This is a genomic window from Dyella monticola (assembly GCF_003363155.1).
Classification (GTDB): Bacteria; Pseudomonadota; Gammaproteobacteria; order Xanthomonadales; family Rhodanobacteraceae; genus Dyella_B; species Dyella_B monticola.
The window spans coordinates 306,477-326,545 of the sequence record NZ_QRBE01000003.1 but is presented as its reverse complement, the minus strand read 5'-3'; the positions used below and the strand labels follow the sequence as shown (position 1 = coordinate 326,545).

The window sequence follows — 20,069 nt, the reverse complement described above, 5'->3', positions numbered from 1 at the left end:
CTGCTTGGATTCCTGTGTGCGGGCGGCCCGCTTCGGGGGCGCGCTATTTTACGGGTTTGGACGGGGGGATGCTTGGGATGGGGCGGCTCAGCCCATGGAGGGCTCGTGCGGCTGGCGCAGGTGCGGGTAGCCATGGAAATCCAGGGTGGCCCGTTGCCCGACCACGCGCAGCCGCGCCGGAACGCCAAAGGCCAAGGTGAATTTGTCCGCCTCATGGCCAAACGGCATGCCCGAAAGCACCGGAATACCGGCCACGCGGCGGATCTGCAGGATGGCATCGGCCAGTTCGTAACCGTTGTCGTAGGCGGCCGGGCGGCATTGGGTGAAGTCGCCCAGGATCAGGGCGCGCTGACGCTTCAGTACGCCGGACAGGTGCAGCTGGTAAAGCATGCGCTCGACGCGAAACGGCGCCTCGCCGATGTCTTCCACGAACAGGATGCCGCCCTCGATCTGCGGAAAGTAGGGTGTTTCCAGCAGGCTGCACACCATCGCCAGATTGCCGCCCCACAGCGGTCCTTGCAGGTCCAGTTCCGTCGCTTCGCCGCAATCCCAGCTCGCGTTGCCATGCGGCGAGCTCAGCGTGCGCCAGAAATGCCGCCAGGTGAGGGGGCTCAACCGTTGCGCACCGAAATCCGGCCCGAGCATGGGGCCGCCGAACGTCACCAGCCCGCATTTCGCATACAGCGCCATCTGCAACGCAGTGAAATCGCTATGCCCCACCAAGGCGATCGGCTGGCCGGCAAGGCGCTCGCGCAATGCCTCGTAACGCAAATGCTCGAGCAGGCGCGTAACGCCGTAACCGCCGCGGATGGCGAGCACGATATCAGGCAGCTCATCGAGCGTGGCCAGATCGTTGATATCCATGATGCGTTGTGCATCTTTGCCGGCGTAACGCAGGTCGATGCGATCCAGCACCTCCAGCCCGTCCACCAGACAACCGGCGTCATACAGACGCGTGACGCCGCGCAAAGCAGCTTCGCGATCGTGCGGATAACCGGATGGAGCGATCAGGCGTACACGGCAGGAATGGGCCTGCATGGCAAGAAAATCCTCGAACAATGTGATGGAACGTCACGTAATGCGGATGCGTGTTTCACTCAGGGCGCCATCGTGGCTGCAGCAACGGTCGTCGCTCCACTCAACACAAAATCCCGCGATGAGTGCCCAACCTGGATCGGATAACTGCCAGCGGTGATTTTCCAGCGATGGGCCGGCGCATCGAAAATCGCAAGCAGGCGCGGATCGATCGCGACGGTCACGGTGCGACTCTCCCCCGGCTGCAACGCTACTTTCTCGAACCCCGCCAACCGGCGTGGCGCTTCACCGCTATCGGTCGGCATGCCAACGTAAACCTGCGGCGTATCCATGCCGGCACGCTGACCGCTGTTGCTGACTTTGAAGCTGACCGTTACATGGTCACGTTGCGTGCTGACATGCAAATCGCTGTAGTCGAAGTGGCTGTAGGAAAGACCGAAGCCGAACGGGAACAGCGGCTGCAGGTTCTTTTCGTCGTACCACTTGTAGCCCACGGCGGCGGCGTCGATGTTGTAATCGACCGTTTGCGCGTTGGTAATCTGCGGGCGCGGCAGTTGCTGTTCGTCCTGCGGGAAGGTCACCGGCAAACGACCTGATGGATTCACTTTGCCGGTGAGCACGTCGGCAATCGCTTCACCACCGCGCGCACCGGGGTACCACGATTCCACCACGGCGCCCACCTTCGACAACCACGGCATCTTCACCGGGCCACCGTTTTCCAGCACGACCACGCTGTGCGTCGTGGCCGCGGCGACGGCGTCGATCAACGCATCCTGGTTGTCGGGCAGCGAAAGATTGGGTTGATCCACGCCTTCGCATGTCCATTGCGTCGCGAACACGATGGCGATGTCGGCGGATTTCGCCAACGCTGCCGCTTTAGCGGGATTGCTGCCGTCGTCATAGGTGATCTTCGCGCCCGGCAACAGCGCTTGCAGCGCTTTCATCGGCGACGAAGGATCGTAGACTTTCCACTGCCAATCCGGCCCTTTGACCGCAGGGATCGCCGGACCACCGATCGGCCACACTTCTGCGGAGCCACCGCCGGACAACACGCCCACATCGGCATGGGAGCCGATGATCGCCACGGTCTTGATGGTGCGCGTGCTCAGCGGAAGCTGATCGTGATCGTTCTTGAGCAGCACGATGGCCTGCTCCTCGGTGCGCTGCGACACCTGCGCGTCGGCCTCCGCATCGAGCGGCTTGACCGCCGGCGGATGCTCGAACAAGCCCACCGCATACATCGAACGCAGAATGCGATGAACCATGTCTTGAAGACGGGCACGCGGAATCTGGCCCTTCTCGATGGCCTGCAGCAGCGGTGTGCCGAACGTGCTCGCCGTGTTGCCGAGGCTGGCGCCGTTGCCCGGATCGATACCGGAGACTTGATCGGTACCGGCCATCGCATCCATCACATCATGATCGGCGCCCCAGTCGGTCATCACCCAACCCGGGTATTTCCAGTCGCCCTTGAGAATATCGTCGAGCAGATGCTTATTGGAGCAATCCCACACGCCGTTGACTTTGTTATAGCCACACATCACCGACCCGGGATGGCCGTCTTCGATGGCCAGTTCGAAAGCAAGCAGGTCCGATTCGCGCATCCAGCGCTCGTCGATGTTGGAGCTGACCGTCAGACGGTTGGTTTCCTGATCGTTCAACGCGTAATGCTTGATGGTGGAAATCACGTGTTGCGATTGGATGCCGCGAATTTCCGCGCCATCGATGCGTGCCGCCAACAGCGGATCTTCGCCGAGGTATTCGAACGTACGCCCATCGCGCGGTTCACGCGTGAGATTGATGCCACCGGCCAGCAACACGTTGATCCCCTGTCGATGCGCCTCACCGCCAATCATGCGGCCGCCGTCGTACGCAATCTGGGGATTCCATGTGGCAGCGATGCCCAACGTCGATGGCAAAGGTGTGGCATTGCCGGCTTCGCCGCGCACATGCTTGGGCGGTTTGCCCGGGCCCTGGTCGATAGGGTAGTTATGCACGCCGATGCCGGCGTCGTTCTCTTGCAAGGCGGGAATACCAAGTTTCGGCAGCGCCGGCACGTAGCCGGCGGCGCCGATGGCACCCGGCTGCTGTTGCGGCGTCGACATGTCGTTGTAGCTCTGCACCATGTGATGCAGGTCGTCCTGTGACATGCGCTTTTCCAGCTTCGCCGCACGCTGATCGGGTGAACTTGCCTGATCGGCAAACACCGAAGCGGTGCATACGAGTGAAAGCGCCATAAACAGCGCGGTGCGCGCAACGATGATTTTCGGCTTCATCCTGGACCTTTTGTCGACAACGGGCTGGGAATCATGACCCCAGCAAGTTACTCGGCATACTCCATAACTTCCAGCCCGAAACCCGCCAGACCCACCAATTTGCGCGGTGTGCCCAAGACACGCAGACGACGCACGCCAAGGTCGGTAAGTATTTGCGCGCCAAGACCGTGCTGCCGCCACTCCTGATGCTGGTCGCTCGGCTCCTGCAGCGCCGGCTGCCGGTTGAGGCGACGCAGCAGCGCTTCCGGGGTGTCCTCGCCGGACAAGACCAGCAGCACGCCGCGATGTTCATCGGCGATGCGACGTAATGCGGCGGTGACGGTGAGGCCCAGATCCTCGCGTTGCAGATGCAACACATCGGACAAGGTGTTGCGCACGTGCACGCGACACAGCACGGGGTTGTCCCCGTTCACCTCGCCACGCACCAGGGCGAAATGAAGACCGTGGCGAATCGCGTCGCGATACGCCACGAGGCGGAATGCGCCGAATTCTGTCTGCACGTCTTCTTCGTAGACGCGCTGCACGGTCTTTTCCGTTTCCAGCCGGTAACGGATCAGATCGGCGATGGAGCCGATCTTGAGGCCATGTTTTTGCGCGAAGATTTCCAATTCCGGGCGACGTGCCATCGATCCGTCGTCATGCAGCACTTCGATCAGCACGGCGGCCGGCTCCAGGCCTGCGAGCGCGGACAGATCGCACCCCGCTTCCGTATGGCCGGCGCGCGTCAGCACGCCACCAGGCTGCGCGGTGAGCGGAAAGATATGGCCGGGCTGGGAGAGATCCTGCGGCCTGGCATCGGACTTCACCGCCACCTGGATGGTGCGCGCGCGATCGTGTGCGGAAATGCCGGTGGTTACGCCTTCGGCCGCTTCAATCGAAACGGTGAAGTTGGTGTGGTACTGGGAGGTGTTGTCGCTCACCATCGGCCGCAAGCCAAGCTGGCGCGTGCGCTGTTCGGTGAGCGTAAGGCACAGCAGACCGCGCGCCTCACGCACCATGAAGTTGATGTCCTCGGGCCGCACCATTTGTGCGGCCATGACCAGATCACCCTCGTTTTCGCGGTCTTCGTCATCGACGATCACGACCATGCGACCGGCGCGAATGTCTTCGAGGATTTCGGGGATGGTGTTGAATGCCATGGTTTTGTCCTAAATGGTTTTAACAGCACGAAATCTGCGGGTATGCCGAAGCGCCCAGATCCTCCTTAGCGCTTCGGCTACATCAATTACGCAAACCCGTGCTGCTTCAAAAATGCCTCATCGATCCGCGACGCTTCGCTGCCACCGATCAGCCGTTCCACATAACGTGCAATCACGTCGACCTCGATATTCACCGCATCTCCCGCGCTTCTGGCATGGAACGCCGTGTGTTCCACCGTATGGGGAATAAGGTTGACTCCGAAGCGATGGCCGTCCACTGCGTTGACGGTGAGGCTGGTGCCATCGATGCAGATCGATCCTTTCGATGCGATATAGCGCGAGAGCGATGCGGGCACCTCGAACGTCCACCGCTGCGAACGGCCATCGGGGGCGACAGCAACCACCTTGCCCACCCCATCGACATGGCCCGATACCAGATGGCCACCCAAACGATCGGCGAGGCGCAACGCCTTTTCCAGATTTACCGGATCGCCAGGTTTGTGCTTGCCCAACGTCGTGAGCGACAGCGTTTCATTGGACACGTCGGCGGCGAACCCGCGCGATGCCAGCGTGACCACGGTCAGGCATACGCCCGATACCGCGATGCTATCGCCCAATTGCACATCGGAAAGATCGAGATGGGCCGTATCGACGTGCAGACGCACATCGCCGCCACGCGGCTCCAGCCGCCCGATGCGGCCAACGCTTTGAATGATGCCGGTGAACATCAGCACACCTCGGCGGAGAAGGTGTGGAAAAACCGGATGTGATGCATAGACATGAACGTTCTCCACGCAAAAGCAAAGGTGGGAACGCCCCAAGGCATGAGGCCCACGCACCGCTTGCGCGGTGCGTGTCGCCGTCTTCTTTCATCCGGACTTTGAGCCATCCCGGCGAACCGGAACAGCGTGACCGTCGGCTCCGGCATTGGACCGGATCTGCTGACCTCCCGGCATGACCGGAAGCGCTCGCGGGCTCAGGCCTTACGGCCTCTACCGCCGGTGGGGAATTCCACCCCGCCCTGAAGACGTTTGTTTTCGCCGGACGAGCCAGCCGGCAAAGTTTAGCACCCGCGCGGCCCCGTTTCGGCCTCGAGCGGCGGATTCACCGTTCACGCCTGGGGACGCAGGCGGATTCGCCAGTCCACGCCCACCTGCCGCTGATCGATGACATGCAGGTGCCAACGCGCCGCCATGTCCGTGAGTGCCGGCAAATGCAGCAATGGACGCGCCGCGTCGCCCAGCATCACCGGCGCCACATACAGCAACAGCTCATCAACCAGCCCGGCGGCGAACAACGCGCCGCACAGCGTGGGGCCGGCTTCGACATGCAGCTCGCTGCAATCGCGTTTGGCAAGCATGGTGAGGACAGCGCTCAGATCGAGCGCATCGCCCCTCTCCGCAACAGCCGCGCACTCTACGTGAGTGAAGCGATCGTCAGGAAAGGTTGCATCCGCGGCATGCAGCAGCAGCGTCGGCGTTTGGCCGTCCAAAATGTGACTGCCCGCGGGGGTACGCAGCCGGCGGTCGAGCACGACTCGAAGCGGTGGTACGGGCGCCAAAGCCTGCCCCCTCCCCTGCTCGCAGGAGAGGGCTGGGGTGGTGTTGCTTGAGCTTGCCGCGAAGTTGGCTTCATCCCATCCCAGCCCTTCCCTACTGCACGTAGGAGAGGGAGTAAGGCGCACGGTTAATTGCGGGTTGTCGGCGAGCACCGTGCCAACACCGGTGAGGATGGCGCTGCTGCGGGCGCGCCAGCGTTGCACGTCCGCACGAGCAGCTTCGCCGGTGATCCAGGTTGAGGCGCCGTTCGCCAGCGCCGTGCGGCCATCCAGACTCATCGCCAATTTCACGCGCACCCAGGGACGATGGCGCTCGATCCGACTGAAGAACCCTATGTTGATCGCGCGCGCCGCATCCCGCATCAAACCGCTTTCCACGGCGATGCCTGCAGCGCACAGTTTTTCCATGCCTTTTCCGGCCACCTGCGGAAAAGGATCTTCCGCGGCGATCACCACACGCCCGACGCCGGCGGCAATCAACGCATCCGCACAAGGTGGCGTGCGGCCATGATGCGCACATGGCTCAAGCGTGACATACGCGGTGGCGCCACGCGCCTGTTCACCGGCTTCACGCAGTGCGTACACCTCCGCGTGCGGTTGGCCGGCACGTTGGTGCCAACCCTGCCCCACCACGCGCTCGCCATGGGCGATGACGCAGCCCACGCGCGGATTGGGCTGCGTGGTGAAAAGGCCCCGTTCGGCCAGGCGCAGCGCATGCGCCATGTGCTTAGCATCGATGGCAGAGAATGTCATGGAAGCGTGTGACTATGGATATGCATGATCGTCAGTGTGCGCGATGAGGCGGCATTTGTCGCGCCGCCAAGATCGGGAGTAGCCTTCCAAATCTTAACCTTGCCAGGACCCAGGGCCATGATTCACGACACCATTTTGGACACCATCGGCCATACGCCCGTCGTCCGCCTGCATCGCGTGGCGCCTTCGCACGTAACGCTCTATGCGAAGGTGGAAGCCTTCAATCCGGGCGGCTCGGTGAAGGATCGTCTCGCCATCGCGGTGATTCTCGATGCGGAACACAAAGGGCTGCTCAAGCCCGGCGACACGGTGGTGGAAGCCACCTCCGGCAACACGGGTGTTGCGCTGGCGATGGTGTGTGCGGCGCGCGGCTACAAGTTCGTCGCCATCATGACGGAAACGTTTTCCGTCGAGCGCCGCAAGCTGATGCGCGCTTACGGTGCGAAGGTGATCCTTACTGCCGCCGCCGAACGCGGCACGGGCATGGTGCGTCGTGCTGAAGAACTGGCAAAAAAGCATGGCTGGTTCCTACCGCGCCAGTTCCAGAATCCGGCCAATCCCGCCTATCACCGCAACACCACGGCCGCGGAAATCCTGCGTGATTTCGCTGGCAAACGCCTGGACGCCTTTGTCACCGGCTGGGGCACGGGCGGCACGCTCACCGGCGTAGGCGAGGTGCTGAAAGTCGCCCGGCCGGACGTGAAGATTGTGGTCGCCGAGCCGGCTGGCGCTTCTATGCTCCAGGACAAGCCCTGGCAACCGCACAAGATCCAGGGCTGGACACCGGACTTCATCCCCGAAGTGCTCAACCGCAAGGTGTTCGATGTGGACTTGCCGGTGGATGAAGTGGTTGCGCGCGACACCGCGCGCCGGTTGGCGAAGGAAGAAGGTATTTTCGTCGGCATTTCTTCCGGCGCTACGGTGGCGGCAGCGCTGCAATATGCGGAGCAGGCCGAGAAAGGTAGCGTGATTCTGGCGATGTTGCCCGATACAGGTGAGCGCTACTTGTCCACGTTCCTGTTTGAAGGCGTGGAAGAAGGGTCTGATGATGCGTGGCTGGAAAGCCTTGGCTGAGCACCGGGTGCATCTATCCCCTCCCGTGCTTGCAGAGGAGGGTTGGGGTGGGGTTGCACGCGCTTGCCCCACTACCCCACTTCATGGCGATTGTGCTTCACTCCACCCCTACTGCACGTAGGGGTGGGAGCAGTCCGCGGAACAGTCAACCTTTGCGATGCCCACGTTTCGCCGCCGCAGCCGCTTCGCCCAGCAACGAAAGCTGCAAGTTCTCCAGCCCCGGCAAATCACGCTCCAGCTTTTCGATCTCTTCGCGGAACGCATGCACGTCTTCGAACTTGCGATAGACGGATGCAAAACGCACGTACGCCACCTGGTCGAGCTTCTTCAGCTCACGCATCACCAGCTCGCCCACATGGCGTGAAGGCACTTCGCGCTCACCGCTTTTACGCAAATCATCGATCACCGCACGGACCGCGGCGTCCACGTCGTGGCTTGCCACTGGCCGCTTTTGCAGAGCACGTTCGAAACTGGTGCGCAACTTGCGTTCATCGAAGCTTTCGCGCCGCTCGCCGCTTTTTACGATCGCCGGCAGCTTCAGCTCTGCCGTTTCGAAGGTATTGAAGCGTTCGCCACATTGCGGACATTCGCGGCGACGACGCACGGTGGCGCCGTCGTCGGCGAGGCGTGAATCGATCACGCGGGTGTCTTCATGCTGGCAGAAAGGGCAATGCATCAGCGCGTGTGAACAGGCCTGTCAGCCGTAAACCGGAAATTTCTTGCATTGTGCGGATACTTTCTCACGCACGGCTTTGATGACGCTTTCATCGGTCGGCGCGTCCAGCACATCACAGATCCACTGCGTCAGCTCAACCACGTCCGCTTCCTGGTAACCGCGGGTGGTGATGGCAGGGGTACCCACGCGCAGGCCGGAGGTTACGAACGGCGAGCGGGGATCGTTCGGCACCGCGTTCTTGTTCACTGTGATGTGCGCCTTGCCGAGGGCCGCCTCGGCATCCTTGCCGGTCACTTCGCGCCCGATCAGATCGATCAGCATCAAGTGGTTTTCGGTGCCGCCGGAAACCACTTTGTAGCCGCGCTCGATCAGCGTCTTGGCCATCGCCTTGGCGTTCTTCACAACCTGTGCCTGGTAGTGCTTGAACGAGGGCTCCAGTGCTTCCTTGAACGCAACCGCCTTGGCGGCGATCACGTGCATCAACGGGCCACCCTGGATACCGGGGAACACGATGGATTGCAGCTTCTTTTCCAGCTCCTCGCTGGCGTCCTTGGCAATGACAAAACCACCGCGCGGACCGCGCAGTGTCTTGTGCGTGGTGGAGGTGACCACGTGCGCGTGCGGCAGCGGGCTCGGATAGACGCCCGCGGCAATCAGGCCTGCGACGTGCGCCATGTCGACGAAAAGATAAGCGCCGACCCTATCGGCAATAGCACGGAAACGGGCCCAATCCATCACCTGCGAGTAGGCACTGAAGCCGGCCACGATCATTTTCGGCTTGTGCTCCAGGGCGAGACGCTCGACTTCGTCATAATCGACCAGGCCGTGTTCGTTCACGCCGTATTGCACGGCATTCATCAGCTTGCCGGAGATATTCACCTTCGCGCCATGCGTGAGGTGACCACCGTGCGCCAGGCTCATGCCCAGGATGGTGTCGCCGGGATTGAGCAGCGCGAAATACACCGCCTGATTGGCCTGCGAGCCCGAGTGCGGCTGCACGTTGGCGTAGGTGGCGCCAAACAGTTGCTTGAGGCGCTCGATCGCGAGCCGTTCGGCCACATCCACGTATTCACAACCACCGTAATAGCGCTTGCCCGGATAACCTTCGGCGTATTTATTAGTGAGTACCGAACCTTGGGCCTCCAGCACGCGTGGGCTGGCATAGTTTTCCGAAGCGATCAGCTCGACATGGTCCTCCTGGCGGCGGGCCTCGTCGGCAATGGCCTTGGCCAGCTCATCGTCATAGCCGGCAATCGTTTGATGCTTCGGGAACATTCGGGCCTCATGGGGATGCGTGCGGGGTCAAGACTTAAAAGTGTAATAGCCAAGGGGGCTTACGGCCACCACCCCCGTTTGTCGCCGCCTACCGTACTATGTACGGCCCGATGCCCGCACCCTACGGCGACTGGGCGTTGCGTAACGCTTCAGAGGCCTCACTGACGTCAGCAGTGGCCGTGCGAAGCGCATTCTGGGACGACGTCAGCTGGTCGGCAGCCGTAGTGAGTGCCGTTTCATGACTCATCAACGCTTGACGACTCACTGCGAGTTGGCGCTGCACGGTCTGCATGGTGTTGTTGGCATCTCGGAGTCGGCGCTCCGCCACATTGAGAGACCGCGAGGCATTTATCAGTTGCGATTGCGCGTGGACCAACCTGGCCGCGGAGGCATTCTCAGAGTCTGTGATCGACGTGAGCTGGCTTTGGGCTCCGGCCAAATCGTTCCGAGCCTTGATTCTTTCTGTTTGCCAAAAATTGATCCTTTCACTTACGACCCTGATGTTGTCTTTGGTGGTAACCACACGGCCTTTTGCCTGATAAACGAGGTTCTGAGCCGCTTCATATTCTTGCTCGGTTTCATGGAGGCCGCTTTGGGCACGCCCTAATCTCTGCACAGCCAGGTCATATTGATGCTGCGCGTCTTGGAGTCGGGCCGCTCTCGCTTCAGGGCTGTAGTTCAGGCCACCCTTCAAACCGTCAACAGCTTTCCATCCGCCGCCATCGCTCACCGCCTGTTTGGACGTCTGTTTGAGTACGCCCGTTTGTGGATCGCGCGTATAGAGGGCTTGAGGCACACCCGCCTTCGAGCTGCCCTTGACGTAGTAGGCCGTCGAATCGCCCGGCAAGCTTACGCGGGCGGGGCGATCGGGCGAGACGAATGTCGACGCCATGCCAGTGGGTTGTCCCGTTCGCGGCGTGGTCGAAAAACCGGCGGTTTCCGGCGAGGCCACCGACACGGGTGCGGTCTTGGTGGAGCCGCTGCCTTCGTTGGCCCCTGACTCTCTCGTACTGGCGTGAACCGATTCCGGATGGATATCCGGGTGACTGTTGATCCTGAACATAACAAGCATGCCTCCTGCAAAGTAGGTAAGCCCACGATAGAGATACTGCGCACGACGCGGTAATACATGGTTAGCGCCGGGCGCTCCCGTCGACGCCCGATAATCGGCACGAGGATGCAAGAACAGGCCATTCCTCATTTTCATACTTACTTATGCGATGAGTGACCATGATCAACACATCCGCAACGCTTCCCGCTTTATCTCCCACCTATACCGATACGTTTCCGACCGCCGCGCCAGGCCGATCGTCGTCTGCATCGAGCCAGCCCGCTGTAACGGCGAATGCATCCCCTTTCGCCCGGCCACCTTCCCGATCTTCGGTGGATGTCCCTGCCACGGCCCCAAGCACCTCATCGATGGATCCGGATGTGCGGGAAGACCTTGAGTCGCGCAACGAGGGATTGATTTTCAAATCACAGCAGCTTGCTGAAACTATCCCTTCGTATCATGGCGAATCCGCTTCCTACATGAAGCAATTCATCAAGGATCACTTTGGTATAGAGATCGATCCCGACAAAACCTATTTGAATGAATATGAGCCCATCAACGAGAAGGTGCCGAGCAGGGCAGGTCCGGCGTACCCGCCTACGGATAAAGAGGCGGGTGTGGGTCGCCTCATCCATTCCACACCGTTATCCCAAATCGCTTATGGCAACCTGTACACGCTGATTTCAAAAGAGTCGAAGCGCTTTCATATCTCCACCAGTAACGATCCGAAGCAATCGGCCACGGATGAAAAAGACGTGATCGACTCCCATGCGTTTTATGATTCGCTAAGCGACCTGGACTTCAAGACTTATTACAAGAATAAGATCGACCAGTTTTATAAGGCGCATGGCGATGAGGCGCGCAACGTTTCCAAGTTACGTGCCATGCTCGACATCGATATGCAGCATGCCCTGGGCGAGCTGGACGATAAAAGTTATGCCCTGGCCAAGCGCGCCTTCAACCCCGATCCCAATGACAGCGATCCGCCCAAGGTCTATCCCTTCGCGTTCAATGGATACCAATCCAACGACGGCCTCGTCATTGTCGGTAAAGATCGGGTTCTGACGTATTTCCGCGGGGAGGACAGGCCGGTAACGACGTTCGCCGACCAGGATGACTTCACTCACCATTGGGGCACCAAGCTTTGTGGAAACAAGGATGATGGCCTGACAGATTTTGCCGTAAAGCATTTCTCCGAAAACGACGTCAATGGGCGCGCGGGAGGGCCTGGCGTGCTAGGGACCCTTAGAGCCGACGGCTTTTTTGAAAAGGCGAATGTAACTTGGCAGTGGATAAAAAACGGTTTTACGTATCCTGTCTCGTTCGATCAGAAGGAGATTCATAACGATCCTTTCGGCAGCCTCGCCGCCATCAACCAACGGCACGACAAAGAGGATGCGGATTTCGATATTACGTCCAATAGCGACGTCACCAAAAAGAAAGCCATTCGGGTAATGGACTATATGCCTCTACCATTCGCCTCGGGCCTGGCGGGAATATTTTTGGGAAAAACAAAATCCCAACAGGACGATGGCGCTTTCTCGTTAGGCATCGATCTCCTTTCGGCAGGCTTGGCGAAAATCCACCCTCGTTTGTCTGTCGGCGTCGACTACGGCTACCCCCTCATACAAGCTCTGCAAAAAGAACACTCCACGCTCGATCCCAGCAAACCTGGCAATCCGATGGACGTCGACGACCCGAACAATGCCGGTAATACGCAGCTCCATTGGGCGCGCTATGGCGTGAACAACTGGAACAAATCCTTGTGATGCATTGACGCATCACAGCGAGAGTGCCGCAGCGCTAACCATGTACCACCACGTTGCGCGCGGTATCTCTATCGTTGGCTTACCTATTTTGCAGGAAGCACGCTTGTCATGTTCAGGATCAATATTCATCCGGAGGTCAGTCCGGAATCGGTTCACACCAGCACGAAGGAGTCAGGGGCCAACGAAGGCAGCGGCTCCACCAAGGCTGCTCCCGTGTCGGTAACCCCGCCGGAAACCGCCGGTTTTTCGACCACGCCACGAACAGGACAGCCCTCTGGCATGGCGTCGACATTCGTCTCGTCCGATCACCCCACCAGCGTAAGCTTGCCGGGCGATTCGACAGCCTACTACGTCAAAGGCATCGCGAAGGCGGGCGTACCGCAAACCCTCTATACGCGCGATCCACAAACGGGTGTGCTCAAACAGACGTCCAAACAGGCGATGAGCGATGACGCGGGCGGGTGGAATGTTGTTGACGGGTTGAAGGGCGGCGTGGATCCCTCCAAAGAGGTTCGCGCTCATCGAATCCAGCAGGCTAAAGCGCGACTTGGCGAGGCCCGGGCGCGAGTTGGAGACGCCGAGAGAGAATTTCGCGAGGCTGATGAGGAAGTTGTCGCGGCGACCAACGCATACGACAACGCGGATTCCTCCTTCAATAGCGCCAATGAGGCGGTTGATGCAGCAAGCCGCCGCCTTACCCAAGCAAGAGCATCTCTTCAGCACGAAAACCTCTCAGCGGAAGAAAGGCTCAATATAGAGAATGACTTACCTAATCTTGAAGCAGCGTACCGAGATGCCGACGCACAATTCGACCTTGTATCCGGTCAACTGATCGATGCCGATGACAGGCTCACTGCCGCGCATGAAAGGCTTAGAGATGCCGATGCCAGCTTCCAATCCGCGACCGAAGAACTGGGCGACGCCATGGTTGAACTCAGCGATGCACAGAATTCTTCCGCTTGAAGTCGCCGGTCATGCAAGCGCTGTAGCGATGTGCGCGTGCTGTGCAGGTCACGTTTGCTGATGCCGTGCTTGTAGTGGCGCATCGCGACTACCCTCGCGCACCCCTTGAAGGTACGCGCACTCCGTTCTCCCTGAACTTCACTTTTTCATGCCCGTGCTACGTCAGGGGCAGCCGAAGGCCGGTGTACTTCAAACGCTCTTTTACGCGCACCCCAAAGAGGCGTGCTCCAACCGATTACCAGCCGGCTGACAATCGGTACACGCCGGTTCCTGCCGTGGCATGCGCGAAAAGCGGCGAACAAGCCGCTATCGGCCGGTAATCGGGCGGCGAACCACACGCGGCTGTCACCGGCGCTTACCCATAAACGGCTATACTACGGGGCTTGAGAACCCACGCCCTTGCGCGTCGCCTGTCCCCCACGGGCCAGCCACGCGCACGCCAACGGAGCCAGCATGCAATACATCTACACCATGAATGGGGTCAGCAAGATCGTCCCCCCGAAGCGCCAGATCATCAAAGACATCTCGCTGAGCTTCTTTCCCGGCGCCAAGATCGGCCTGCTGGGCTTGAACGGCGCGGGCAAGTCCACGGTGCTGCGCATCATGGCTGGCGTCGACAAGGATTTTCAGGGTGAGGCCCGTCCGCAGCCGGGTATCAAGGTCGGCTATCTGGCGCAGGAACCGGAACTGGATCCGGAGAAAACCGTGCGCCAGGCGGTGGAAGAAGGCGTCTCGGTGATCTTCGACGCGCAGAAGCGCCTGGAAGAGGTCTATGCCGCTTACGCCGAAGAAGGCGCGGATTTCGACAAGCTCGCCGCCGAGCAGCAGGCGCTGGAAAACGTGCTGGCCGTGAACGATGCGCATGCGCTCGAGCGCCAGCTCGAAGTGGCCGCCGACGCGCTGCGCCTGCCGCCGTGGGATGCCACGATCGGCCCGCTCTCCGGCGGTGAAAAGCGCCGCGTCGCGCTGTGCCGCCTGTTGCTGTCCAAGCCCGACATGCTCCTGCTGGATGAGCCCACCAACCATTTGGACGCCGAATCGGTCGAGTGGCTGGAGCATTTCCTGCAGGATTACCCGGGTACCGTGGTGGCTGTCACCCATGATCGCTACTTCCTCGACAACGCCGCCGAGTGGATTCTCGAACTCGACCGCGGCCGCGGCATTCCGTGGAAGGGCAACTACACCGAGTGGCTGGAACAGAAAGACCAGCGCCTGAAGCAGGAAGCACAGCAGGAAAAATCCCGCCAGAGGGCGATCGAGAAGGAACTGGAGTGGGTGCGCTCTGCCGCCAAGGGCCGCCAGTCCAAGGGCAAGGCGCGCTTGAACCGCTTCGAAGAGCTGAATTCGGTTGAATACCAGCGTCGCAACGAAACCAACGAAGTCTTCATTCCGCCGGGCGAGCGCCTGGGTCAGGAAGTGATCGAGTTCAAGAACGTCAGCAAGTCCTTCGGCGATCGCCTCTTGATCGACGATTTGTCGTTCAAGGTGCCACCGGGCGCCATCGTCGGTGTGATCGGTCCGAACGGCGCGGGAAAATCCACGCTGATGAAGCTCATCACTGGCGTGGAGAAGCCCGACAACGGCGAAGTGAAGATCGGCCATACCGTGAAGCTCGCCTACGTCGATCAGTCGCGCGGCGCGCTCGATGCGAAAAACAACGTGTGGCAGGAAGTCTCGGGCGGATCGGACATCCTCACCATCGGCAATTTCGAAATCCAATCGCGCGCGTACATCGGCCGCTTCAACTTCAAGGGCACCGATCAGCAGAAGATCGTGGGCAATCTGTCCGGTGGTGAACGTGGCCGTCTGCATATGGCCAAAACGCTGCTACAGGGCGGCAACGTGCTGCTGCTCGACGAACCGTCGAACGACCTGGATATCGAAACCTTGCGGGCACTGGAAGATGCCCTGCTGGAGTTCCCGGGCTGCGCGATGGTGATTTCGCATGATCGCTGGTTCCTCGATCGTATCGCCACGCACATCATTGCATTCGAAGGCGACTCGCACGTGGAGTTCTTCCCTGGCAACTACAACGAATACGAAGCGGACAAGAAGCGCCGCCTGGGTGATGAAGCGGCGAAGCCGCATCGCGTGAAGTACAAAAAGCTGGCCTGAGACCGCACTCTACTGCGTCACTCCTCCGAGAAAGGGCCGAGGTGAAGGTCCAAGGTCGCAGTACGGCGGCACAGACCCTCAAAGTCGTCATTCCTGCGAAAGCGGAAATCCATTTCAACAGATGCATCAATGCGAGATGGATTCCCGCTTCCGCGGGAATGACGGCGGTTCGGTAAGCAGCGCCCCTGATCGGGTCGAAAACGGCAGCGAGCGATAAGGAGACATTTCCGATGCACTTCATGCAATCCCTGCAAGCCGCATGGGCCGGCAACAACTCCCTGGTCTGCGTCGGCCTCGATCCCGAACCCGCGAAATTTCCCGCGCATCTGAAAGATCGTGCGGATGCCGTGTTCGAATTCGTGAGCGCCATCGTCGACGCCACTGCCGACCTCGTCTGCGCGTACAAACCGCAGATCGCGCACTTCGCCGCATTGCGCGCGGAGGACACACTCGAGCGTCTGATCGCACACATCCACGTCAAGCATCCCGGTATTCCGGTGATTCTCGACGCCAAACGCGGCGACATCGGCAGCACCGCACAGCATTACGTCACCGAAGCGTTCGAACGCTACGGTGCGGATGCCGTCACGCTGAACCCTTATCTGGGGCGCGACTCCATCCAGCCTTTCCTCGACCGTGCCGACAAGGGCGTGATTCTGCTTTGTCACACGTCCAACCCGGGCGCGGCCGATCTGCAGGATCTGGATGTCGGCGGCAAGCCGTTGTACCAGCATGTCGCCCGCCTCATTGCGCAGGAATGGAACACGCACGGCAACTGTGCGCTGGTGACCGGCGCCACCTGGCCGGAACAACTGGCCCAGGTGCGCGCCTTGATCGGTGACATCCCGCTGCTGGTGCCGGGCATCGGCGCGCAAGGCGGTGACGTGGAGGCGGTGGTCCGCAACGGCCGCACGGCGGCGGGCAGCGGGCTTATGATCAACTCCTCCCGCGCGATTCTTTACGCCGGCAACGGCACGGATTTCACCCAGGCCGCGCGCAACGCCACGATCGAACTGCGCGACACCATCAACCTGTTCCGTTAACGCCTGACCTACCCTCCCCCGCTTAACCGCACTGTGTCAGTATCTGGAGCGGACATCGGCTCTATGCCGAGCGGGGTACTAGAGAGGGAGTGTATGCTGATAGTGAGTGGCTGGGTTCGAAACGTCTTCTCAACGATAAGCGGCTTCGGTCTGGCCGCACTTTTACTACTGGGCTCAGCGCAACGCGCCCATGCTGCCAGCCCTGATCCCTCATTGGTCGCAAAAATCGACGCGGCCACCTTCGAAGTGGTGATTCCCAGGGAGGCGAACGATCCGCTTACCTACGAAAAACCGCTACCGCTCGATCTGCTGCCTTACCAGGAACGCACCGACAAATATTTTTCCGTCGGCACCGCGTTCGCATTGGGACATAACCATTACGTCACCGCGGGCCATGTGTTGCTGGTTGCGGTGGGCGACCTTACCGGGCCACCTGCGCTGCGCGATGCCAGCGGACACGTGTACGCCATCGACAAGATCGAGAAATTTTCCCTGCAGCAAGACTTCGTCATGTTCTCGCTGAAGGAACAACCCAGCGGCAACGCCGCGCTGGAAACCAATACGAAGCCCGCTTTGAACAGCCTGGTGTACGCCGTGGGCAATGCACTCGGCACGGGCGTGGTGATCCGCGACGGTCTCTATACCTCCGATACGCCGGAAGACGAAAACGGTCGCTGGAAATGGATGCGCTTTTCCGCAGCCGCCTCGCCGGGCAACAGCGGCGGCCCGCTGCTCGATCAGGATGGCAAGGTGATCGGCGTCGTGTTGATGAAATCGCCGAACGAGAACCTCAACTACGCCTTGCCGATCGGCGAAGTGCTGAACGCGCCGGATGACAAGGCCACGATCGACAAACGCGTGTCCTATCAATTGGACGTGATGGAAGACGATCAGAACGGAACGTTCAAGGCGGAATTTCCCTTGCCTGCCAGCTACGCGGATTTCAACGCCACGTATCTGAAGCTCTTCTACCGCAACAACGAGGATCAGTTGAAAGCGCTGTTGCAACAGCAGGCGGGCGAACTGTTTCCACACGGTGCCGGTTCCAACCACATTCTTCACGATGCGCCCGAAGTAAGCCTGTTCCCCGAATTGATCGTTCGCGATCGCAGCGATCAATGGGTGTACACCGGACACGAACTGAGCCGTGTTCCGCTCACTGGAAACGGTTATGTCGCCAACGGCTACGTCGGCCACAACTTCCTGGTGCATCTGCGCCGTCCGGACGATATGGCAGCAGCCACGTTCTACGACGACCCCAAGCGGATGATGGGGCTGCTCCTAAAGACCGGCTACTGGGCCCGCCCGATCGGCCCGGAGAAGATCAAGATCACATCCATGGGCGACCCCACGACCCATACCACCTATACCGACAGTTGGAAGCGGCACTGGAAGGTGTCCGTGTGGTCACTGCCGTACATCAATGCGCAAATGGTGGTGTTTGCGCTGCCGGTGCCGGATGGCTACGCGATCATGCTGCGGATGGCCCCTTCGGTGGTCACGCATGACAGCATAATCGACTTGCAGGCGCTCACCGCTTTCCTCAACGTCGACTACGGCGGCACGCTGGCGCAATGGAAGGAATTCCTCGCCGAACCGTCATTGCTTCCCGACGTCTTGAAGGATGCCCGCATCGACTTCGATTACGGCAAGCGCTTCAGCTATCAATCGGGTAACATCGCCTTCGATTATCCTTCGACACTGCAAAGCGTCACGCCGGACAACATGCTTGAGGTCGGCGTGGGTTACTACCCGAACCACGGTGCGCTCACCCTGCAAACGGCAGTGGTGCAAATCCGCATGAATGCCACCGATCCGGACCGCATCAGCATCAAGCGCCATATCGCACCCAGCGCCGACTTGGACGACGACTTCAAACAAGCCTGGGGCAAACTGGCGCACAAGCAGCATCCGTACGACGGCGCGCCCTATAACGACGGCGACGAGATGGATATCGCCACCGTGATCGACCCGCCAGGGGCCACCGAGCCTTCAGAGCTCTACACCGCCTTCTACGCCACGCAGGGAACGCACTCGCCTGACGACATGAAAGCCAAGCTCGCGACCCTGACGCAACAGCTCAAAGTGAAGTCGTCCGATTGAATCGGCTGCCGTCCCATCACTCACTCGCCGGATGGGGCGGCATGATCGGCAGCCCGGATGGGGGGCGCTTCATCAAGCGAAAGCGCAACCATCGTTCGCACGGCGTGGACAGCAGCCGGTCCACGCCCAACCCCAGCAGCCAACAGGCAAAGACGGTCGGCGCGTACCACAGCACACCCCACTTCATGTTTGATCCGTACGCGTGGAAGACGCGCACAGCCGTCAGTACAACGAACATGTGGCTAAGATAGATCTCGTAACTTAGCCGTCCAAATGAACACAGCCAGCGCAGGCCGCGCCATGCTTGTGCGTGCCCGCCGCGCGAACTTACCAGTAAAACCATGACACTGATGGTGAGCATCAGCAGATAGCCATCGCGAAGCAGCGACCATATCCATGCCCCGGCGAAGAGCACCGCCACGATGCCTGCACCGCCTGCCAGCCGCCACGCCCGCCGGCTCCACGCCCCGTGCAATGGCCAGCGATCGGCGAGCATCGCGCCCACCACGCCGATGGCGATGGCGGCCATGCCGGGCAGATACGCTTTTTCCTGCCAGATCTCGTTGTCCTTCAACGCGGCATGCGACCACGGCAGCGTCAATGCGCATACCGTGAGCAGCACCAGCAACACCGATGTCCGCCGAATCATCAGGCACGCGATCGGGAAGGCAAGGTAGAACATCTCTTCGATCGACAGCGACCAAAGCACGTCCCAGTTTGCAGGCAGGTAACCGTAATGCCCCTCGTACCAGTTCAGGTGCAAACCCAGCGCGGCCGACAAAGCGCGCGGCAACGATTGCCCTGCTCTGTGTATCACGTAGCCCTCCACGCCCAACCGATGCAACGCGCTCAGCACGAGCAGCAGGACGACGAGGCACGGCACAATGCGCGCAAAGCGACGCGCATAGAAATCGCGCGCATCCATCTGCCCCAGGCTGCCATAACGCCGCAACGTATTGCGGGTGATCAAAAACCCGGAGATCACAAAAAACATGAATACGGCTTCGTAGCCGTTGTAGTTGAGCGCACCCAGCACGAATCTCGGAACGTACTCCGCCAGAATGCCGTGCGTGAGCGGGATGCGCAGGCCGATGTGGTGCAACACCACCAGTAGAATGGATAGGCCGCGCAGCAGATCAATGTCAGGATTGCGTAAATCAGTCGCCCGTGCCGCCTCTGCACCCGCCATGGATCATCCCTATTTGCATTTCGCTCATCTTTGTCCTTGATAATGACGGCTTA

The 20,069-nt window shown here is 60.4% G+C and carries 15 protein-coding genes and 1 riboswitch; of the genes, 6 read left to right on the top strand and 9 right to left on the bottom strand.

Features of this window, described 5'->3' with window-relative positions:
• Positions 1-87: 87 nt before the first annotated feature.
• The 5 genes from ldcA to ribD form a co-directional block, all read right to left on the bottom strand.
• Positions 88-1,038 (bottom strand): muramoyltetrapeptide carboxypeptidase, encoded by a 951-nt coding sequence (ldcA, locus tag DWU98_RS07755; protein WP_115495108.1) that lies wholly within the window; start codon positions 1,036-1,038, stop codon positions 88-90.
• Between the two features lie 59 nt (positions 1,039-1,097).
• Complete coding sequence (locus DWU98_RS07750) at positions 1,098-3,308, bottom strand: beta-glucosidase (protein WP_115494956.1); 2,211 nt, start codon at positions 3,306-3,308, stop codon at positions 1,098-1,100.
• Between the two features lie 47 nt (positions 3,309-3,355).
• Positions 3,356-4,447: a bifunctional 3,4-dihydroxy-2-butanone-4-phosphate synthase/GTP cyclohydrolase II gene (gene ribBA, locus DWU98_RS07745; protein ID WP_115494955.1), complete on the bottom strand. Its 1,092-nt coding sequence runs from the start codon at positions 4,445-4,447 to the stop codon at positions 3,356-3,358.
• Positions 4,448-4,533: 86 nt separating this feature from the next.
• Positions 4,534-5,175 (bottom strand): riboflavin synthase, encoded by a 642-nt coding sequence (locus tag DWU98_RS07740; protein ID WP_115494954.1) that lies wholly within the window; start codon positions 5,173-5,175, stop codon positions 4,534-4,536.
• Positions 5,176-5,304: 129 nt separating this feature from the next.
• Positions 5,305-5,480, bottom strand: a riboswitch (FMN riboswitch).
• Between the two features lie 78 nt (positions 5,481-5,558).
• Positions 5,559-6,728 (bottom strand): bifunctional diaminohydroxyphosphoribosylaminopyrimidine deaminase/5-amino-6-(5-phosphoribosylamino)uracil reductase RibD, encoded by a 1,170-nt coding sequence (ribD, locus tag DWU98_RS07735; protein ID WP_115495107.1) that lies wholly within the window; start codon positions 6,726-6,728, stop codon positions 5,559-5,561.
• A 147-nt stretch (positions 6,729-6,875) separates the two neighbouring features.
• Here ribD and cysK point away from each other — a divergent pair, with 147 nt between their 5' ends.
• Positions 6,876-7,832 carry a cysteine synthase A gene (gene cysK, locus DWU98_RS07730; protein WP_115494953.1) on the top strand — a complete coding sequence of 319 codons (957 nt, stop codon included), beginning with the start codon at positions 6,876-6,878 and terminating at the stop codon, positions 7,830-7,832.
• Between the two features lie 145 nt (positions 7,833-7,977).
• On the opposite strand, the gene nrdR is transcribed toward cysK, so the two are convergent.
• From nrdR to DWU98_RS07715, 3 genes are all read right to left on the bottom strand, one after another.
• A complete protein-coding gene (nrdR, locus tag DWU98_RS07725) occupies positions 7,978-8,508 on the bottom strand; it encodes a transcriptional regulator NrdR (protein WP_115494952.1) in 531 nt (176 codons plus the stop codon).
• A 21-nt stretch (positions 8,509-8,529) separates the two neighbouring features.
• Positions 8,530-9,783: a serine hydroxymethyltransferase gene (gene glyA, locus DWU98_RS07720; protein ID WP_115494951.1), complete on the bottom strand. Its 1,254-nt coding sequence runs from the start codon at positions 9,781-9,783 to the stop codon at positions 8,530-8,532.
• Between the two features lie 121 nt (positions 9,784-9,904).
• Complete coding sequence (locus DWU98_RS07715) at positions 9,905-10,846, bottom strand: hypothetical protein (protein ID WP_115494950.1); 942 nt, start codon at positions 10,844-10,846, stop codon at positions 9,905-9,907.
• A gap of 167 nt (positions 10,847-11,013) precedes the next feature.
• Between DWU98_RS07715 and DWU98_RS07705 the strand changes: the two genes are divergently transcribed.
• The 5 genes from DWU98_RS07705 to DWU98_RS07685 all read left to right on the top strand — a co-directional run bounded on the left by DWU98_RS07705 (position 11,014) and on the right by DWU98_RS07685 (position 18,827).
• On the top strand, positions 11,014-12,603 hold the full coding sequence (locus tag DWU98_RS07705; protein ID WP_147293254.1) for a dermonecrotic toxin domain-containing protein: 1,590 nt from the start codon (positions 11,014-11,016) through the stop codon (positions 12,601-12,603).
• Between the two features lie 108 nt (positions 12,604-12,711).
• Positions 12,712-13,566 carry a TolC family protein gene (locus tag DWU98_RS07700; RefSeq protein ID WP_115494947.1) on the top strand — a complete coding sequence of 285 codons (855 nt, stop codon included), beginning with the start codon at positions 12,712-12,714 and terminating at the stop codon, positions 13,564-13,566.
• A 453-nt stretch (positions 13,567-14,019) separates the two neighbouring features.
• Positions 14,020-15,681 carry an energy-dependent translational throttle protein EttA gene (gene ettA / locus DWU98_RS07695; RefSeq protein WP_115494946.1) on the top strand — a complete coding sequence of 554 codons (1,662 nt, stop codon included), beginning with the start codon at positions 14,020-14,022 and terminating at the stop codon, positions 15,679-15,681.
• Between the two features lie 230 nt (positions 15,682-15,911).
• Positions 15,912-16,724, top strand: coding sequence for an orotidine-5'-phosphate decarboxylase (gene pyrF, locus DWU98_RS07690; RefSeq protein WP_115494945.1), 813 nt, complete (start codon positions 15,912-15,914; stop codon positions 16,722-16,724).
• A gap of 93 nt (positions 16,725-16,817) precedes the next feature.
• Positions 16,818-18,827, top strand: a complete 2,010-nt coding sequence (locus tag DWU98_RS07685) for a S1 family peptidase (protein ID WP_115494944.1) — start codon at positions 16,818-16,820, stop codon at positions 18,825-18,827.
• Between the two features lie 16 nt (positions 18,828-18,843).
• On the opposite strand, the gene DWU98_RS07680 is transcribed toward DWU98_RS07685, so the two are convergent.
• Positions 18,844-20,016, bottom strand: a complete 1,173-nt coding sequence (locus tag DWU98_RS07680; protein ID WP_115494943.1) for an acyltransferase family protein — start codon at positions 20,014-20,016, stop codon at positions 18,844-18,846.
• Positions 20,017-20,069: the final 53 nt, after the last annotated feature.

What these genes read in the sequence shown, in the direction of transcription:
- DWU98_RS07705 (WP_147293254.1), top strand. Translation starts at nt 11,014, where the DNA reads ATGATCAACACATCCGCAACGCTTCCCGCTTTATCTCCCACCTATACC.
- glyA (WP_115494951.1), bottom strand. Translation starts at nt 9,783, where the DNA reads ATGTTCCCGAAGCATCAAACGATTGCCGGCTATGACGATGAGCTGGCC.
- ribD (WP_115495107.1), bottom strand. Translation starts at nt 6,728, where the DNA reads ATGGCGCATGCGCTGCGCCTGGCCGAACGGGGCCTTTTCACCACGCAG.
- DWU98_RS07740 (WP_115494954.1), bottom strand. Translation starts at nt 5,175, where the DNA reads ATGTTCACCGGCATCATTCAAAGCGTTGGCCGCATCGGGCGGCTGGAG.
- DWU98_RS07750 (WP_115494956.1), bottom strand. Translation starts at nt 3,308, where the DNA reads ATGAAGCCGAAAATCATCGTTGCGCGCACCGCGCTGTTTATGGCGCTT.
- pyrF (WP_115494945.1), top strand. Translation starts at nt 15,912, where the DNA reads ATGCACTTCATGCAATCCCTGCAAGCCGCATGGGCCGGCAACAACTCC.
- cysK (WP_115494953.1), top strand. Translation starts at nt 6,876, where the DNA reads ATGATTCACGACACCATTTTGGACACCATCGGCCATACGCCCGTCGTC.
- DWU98_RS07685 (WP_115494944.1), top strand. Translation starts at nt 16,818, where the DNA reads ATGCTGATAGTGAGTGGCTGGGTTCGAAACGTCTTCTCAACGATAAGC.
- ribBA (WP_115494955.1), bottom strand. Translation starts at nt 4,447, where the DNA reads ATGGCATTCAACACCATCCCCGAAATCCTCGAAGACATTCGCGCCGGT.
- DWU98_RS07715 (WP_115494950.1), bottom strand. Translation starts at nt 10,846, where the DNA reads ATGTTCAGGATCAACAGTCACCCGGATATCCATCCGGAATCGGTTCAC.
- nrdR (WP_115494952.1), bottom strand. Translation starts at nt 8,508, where the DNA reads ATGCATTGCCCTTTCTGCCAGCATGAAGACACCCGCGTGATCGATTCA.
- ettA (WP_115494946.1), top strand. Translation starts at nt 14,020, where the DNA reads ATGCAATACATCTACACCATGAATGGGGTCAGCAAGATCGTCCCCCCG.
- DWU98_RS07700 (WP_115494947.1), top strand. Translation starts at nt 12,712, where the DNA reads ATGTTCAGGATCAATATTCATCCGGAGGTCAGTCCGGAATCGGTTCAC.
- ldcA (WP_115495108.1), bottom strand. Translation starts at nt 1,038, where the DNA reads ATGCAGGCCCATTCCTGCCGTGTACGCCTGATCGCTCCATCCGGTTAT.
- DWU98_RS07680 (WP_115494943.1), bottom strand. Translation starts at nt 20,016, where the DNA reads ATGGCGGGTGCAGAGGCGGCACGGGCGACTGATTTACGCAATCCTGAC.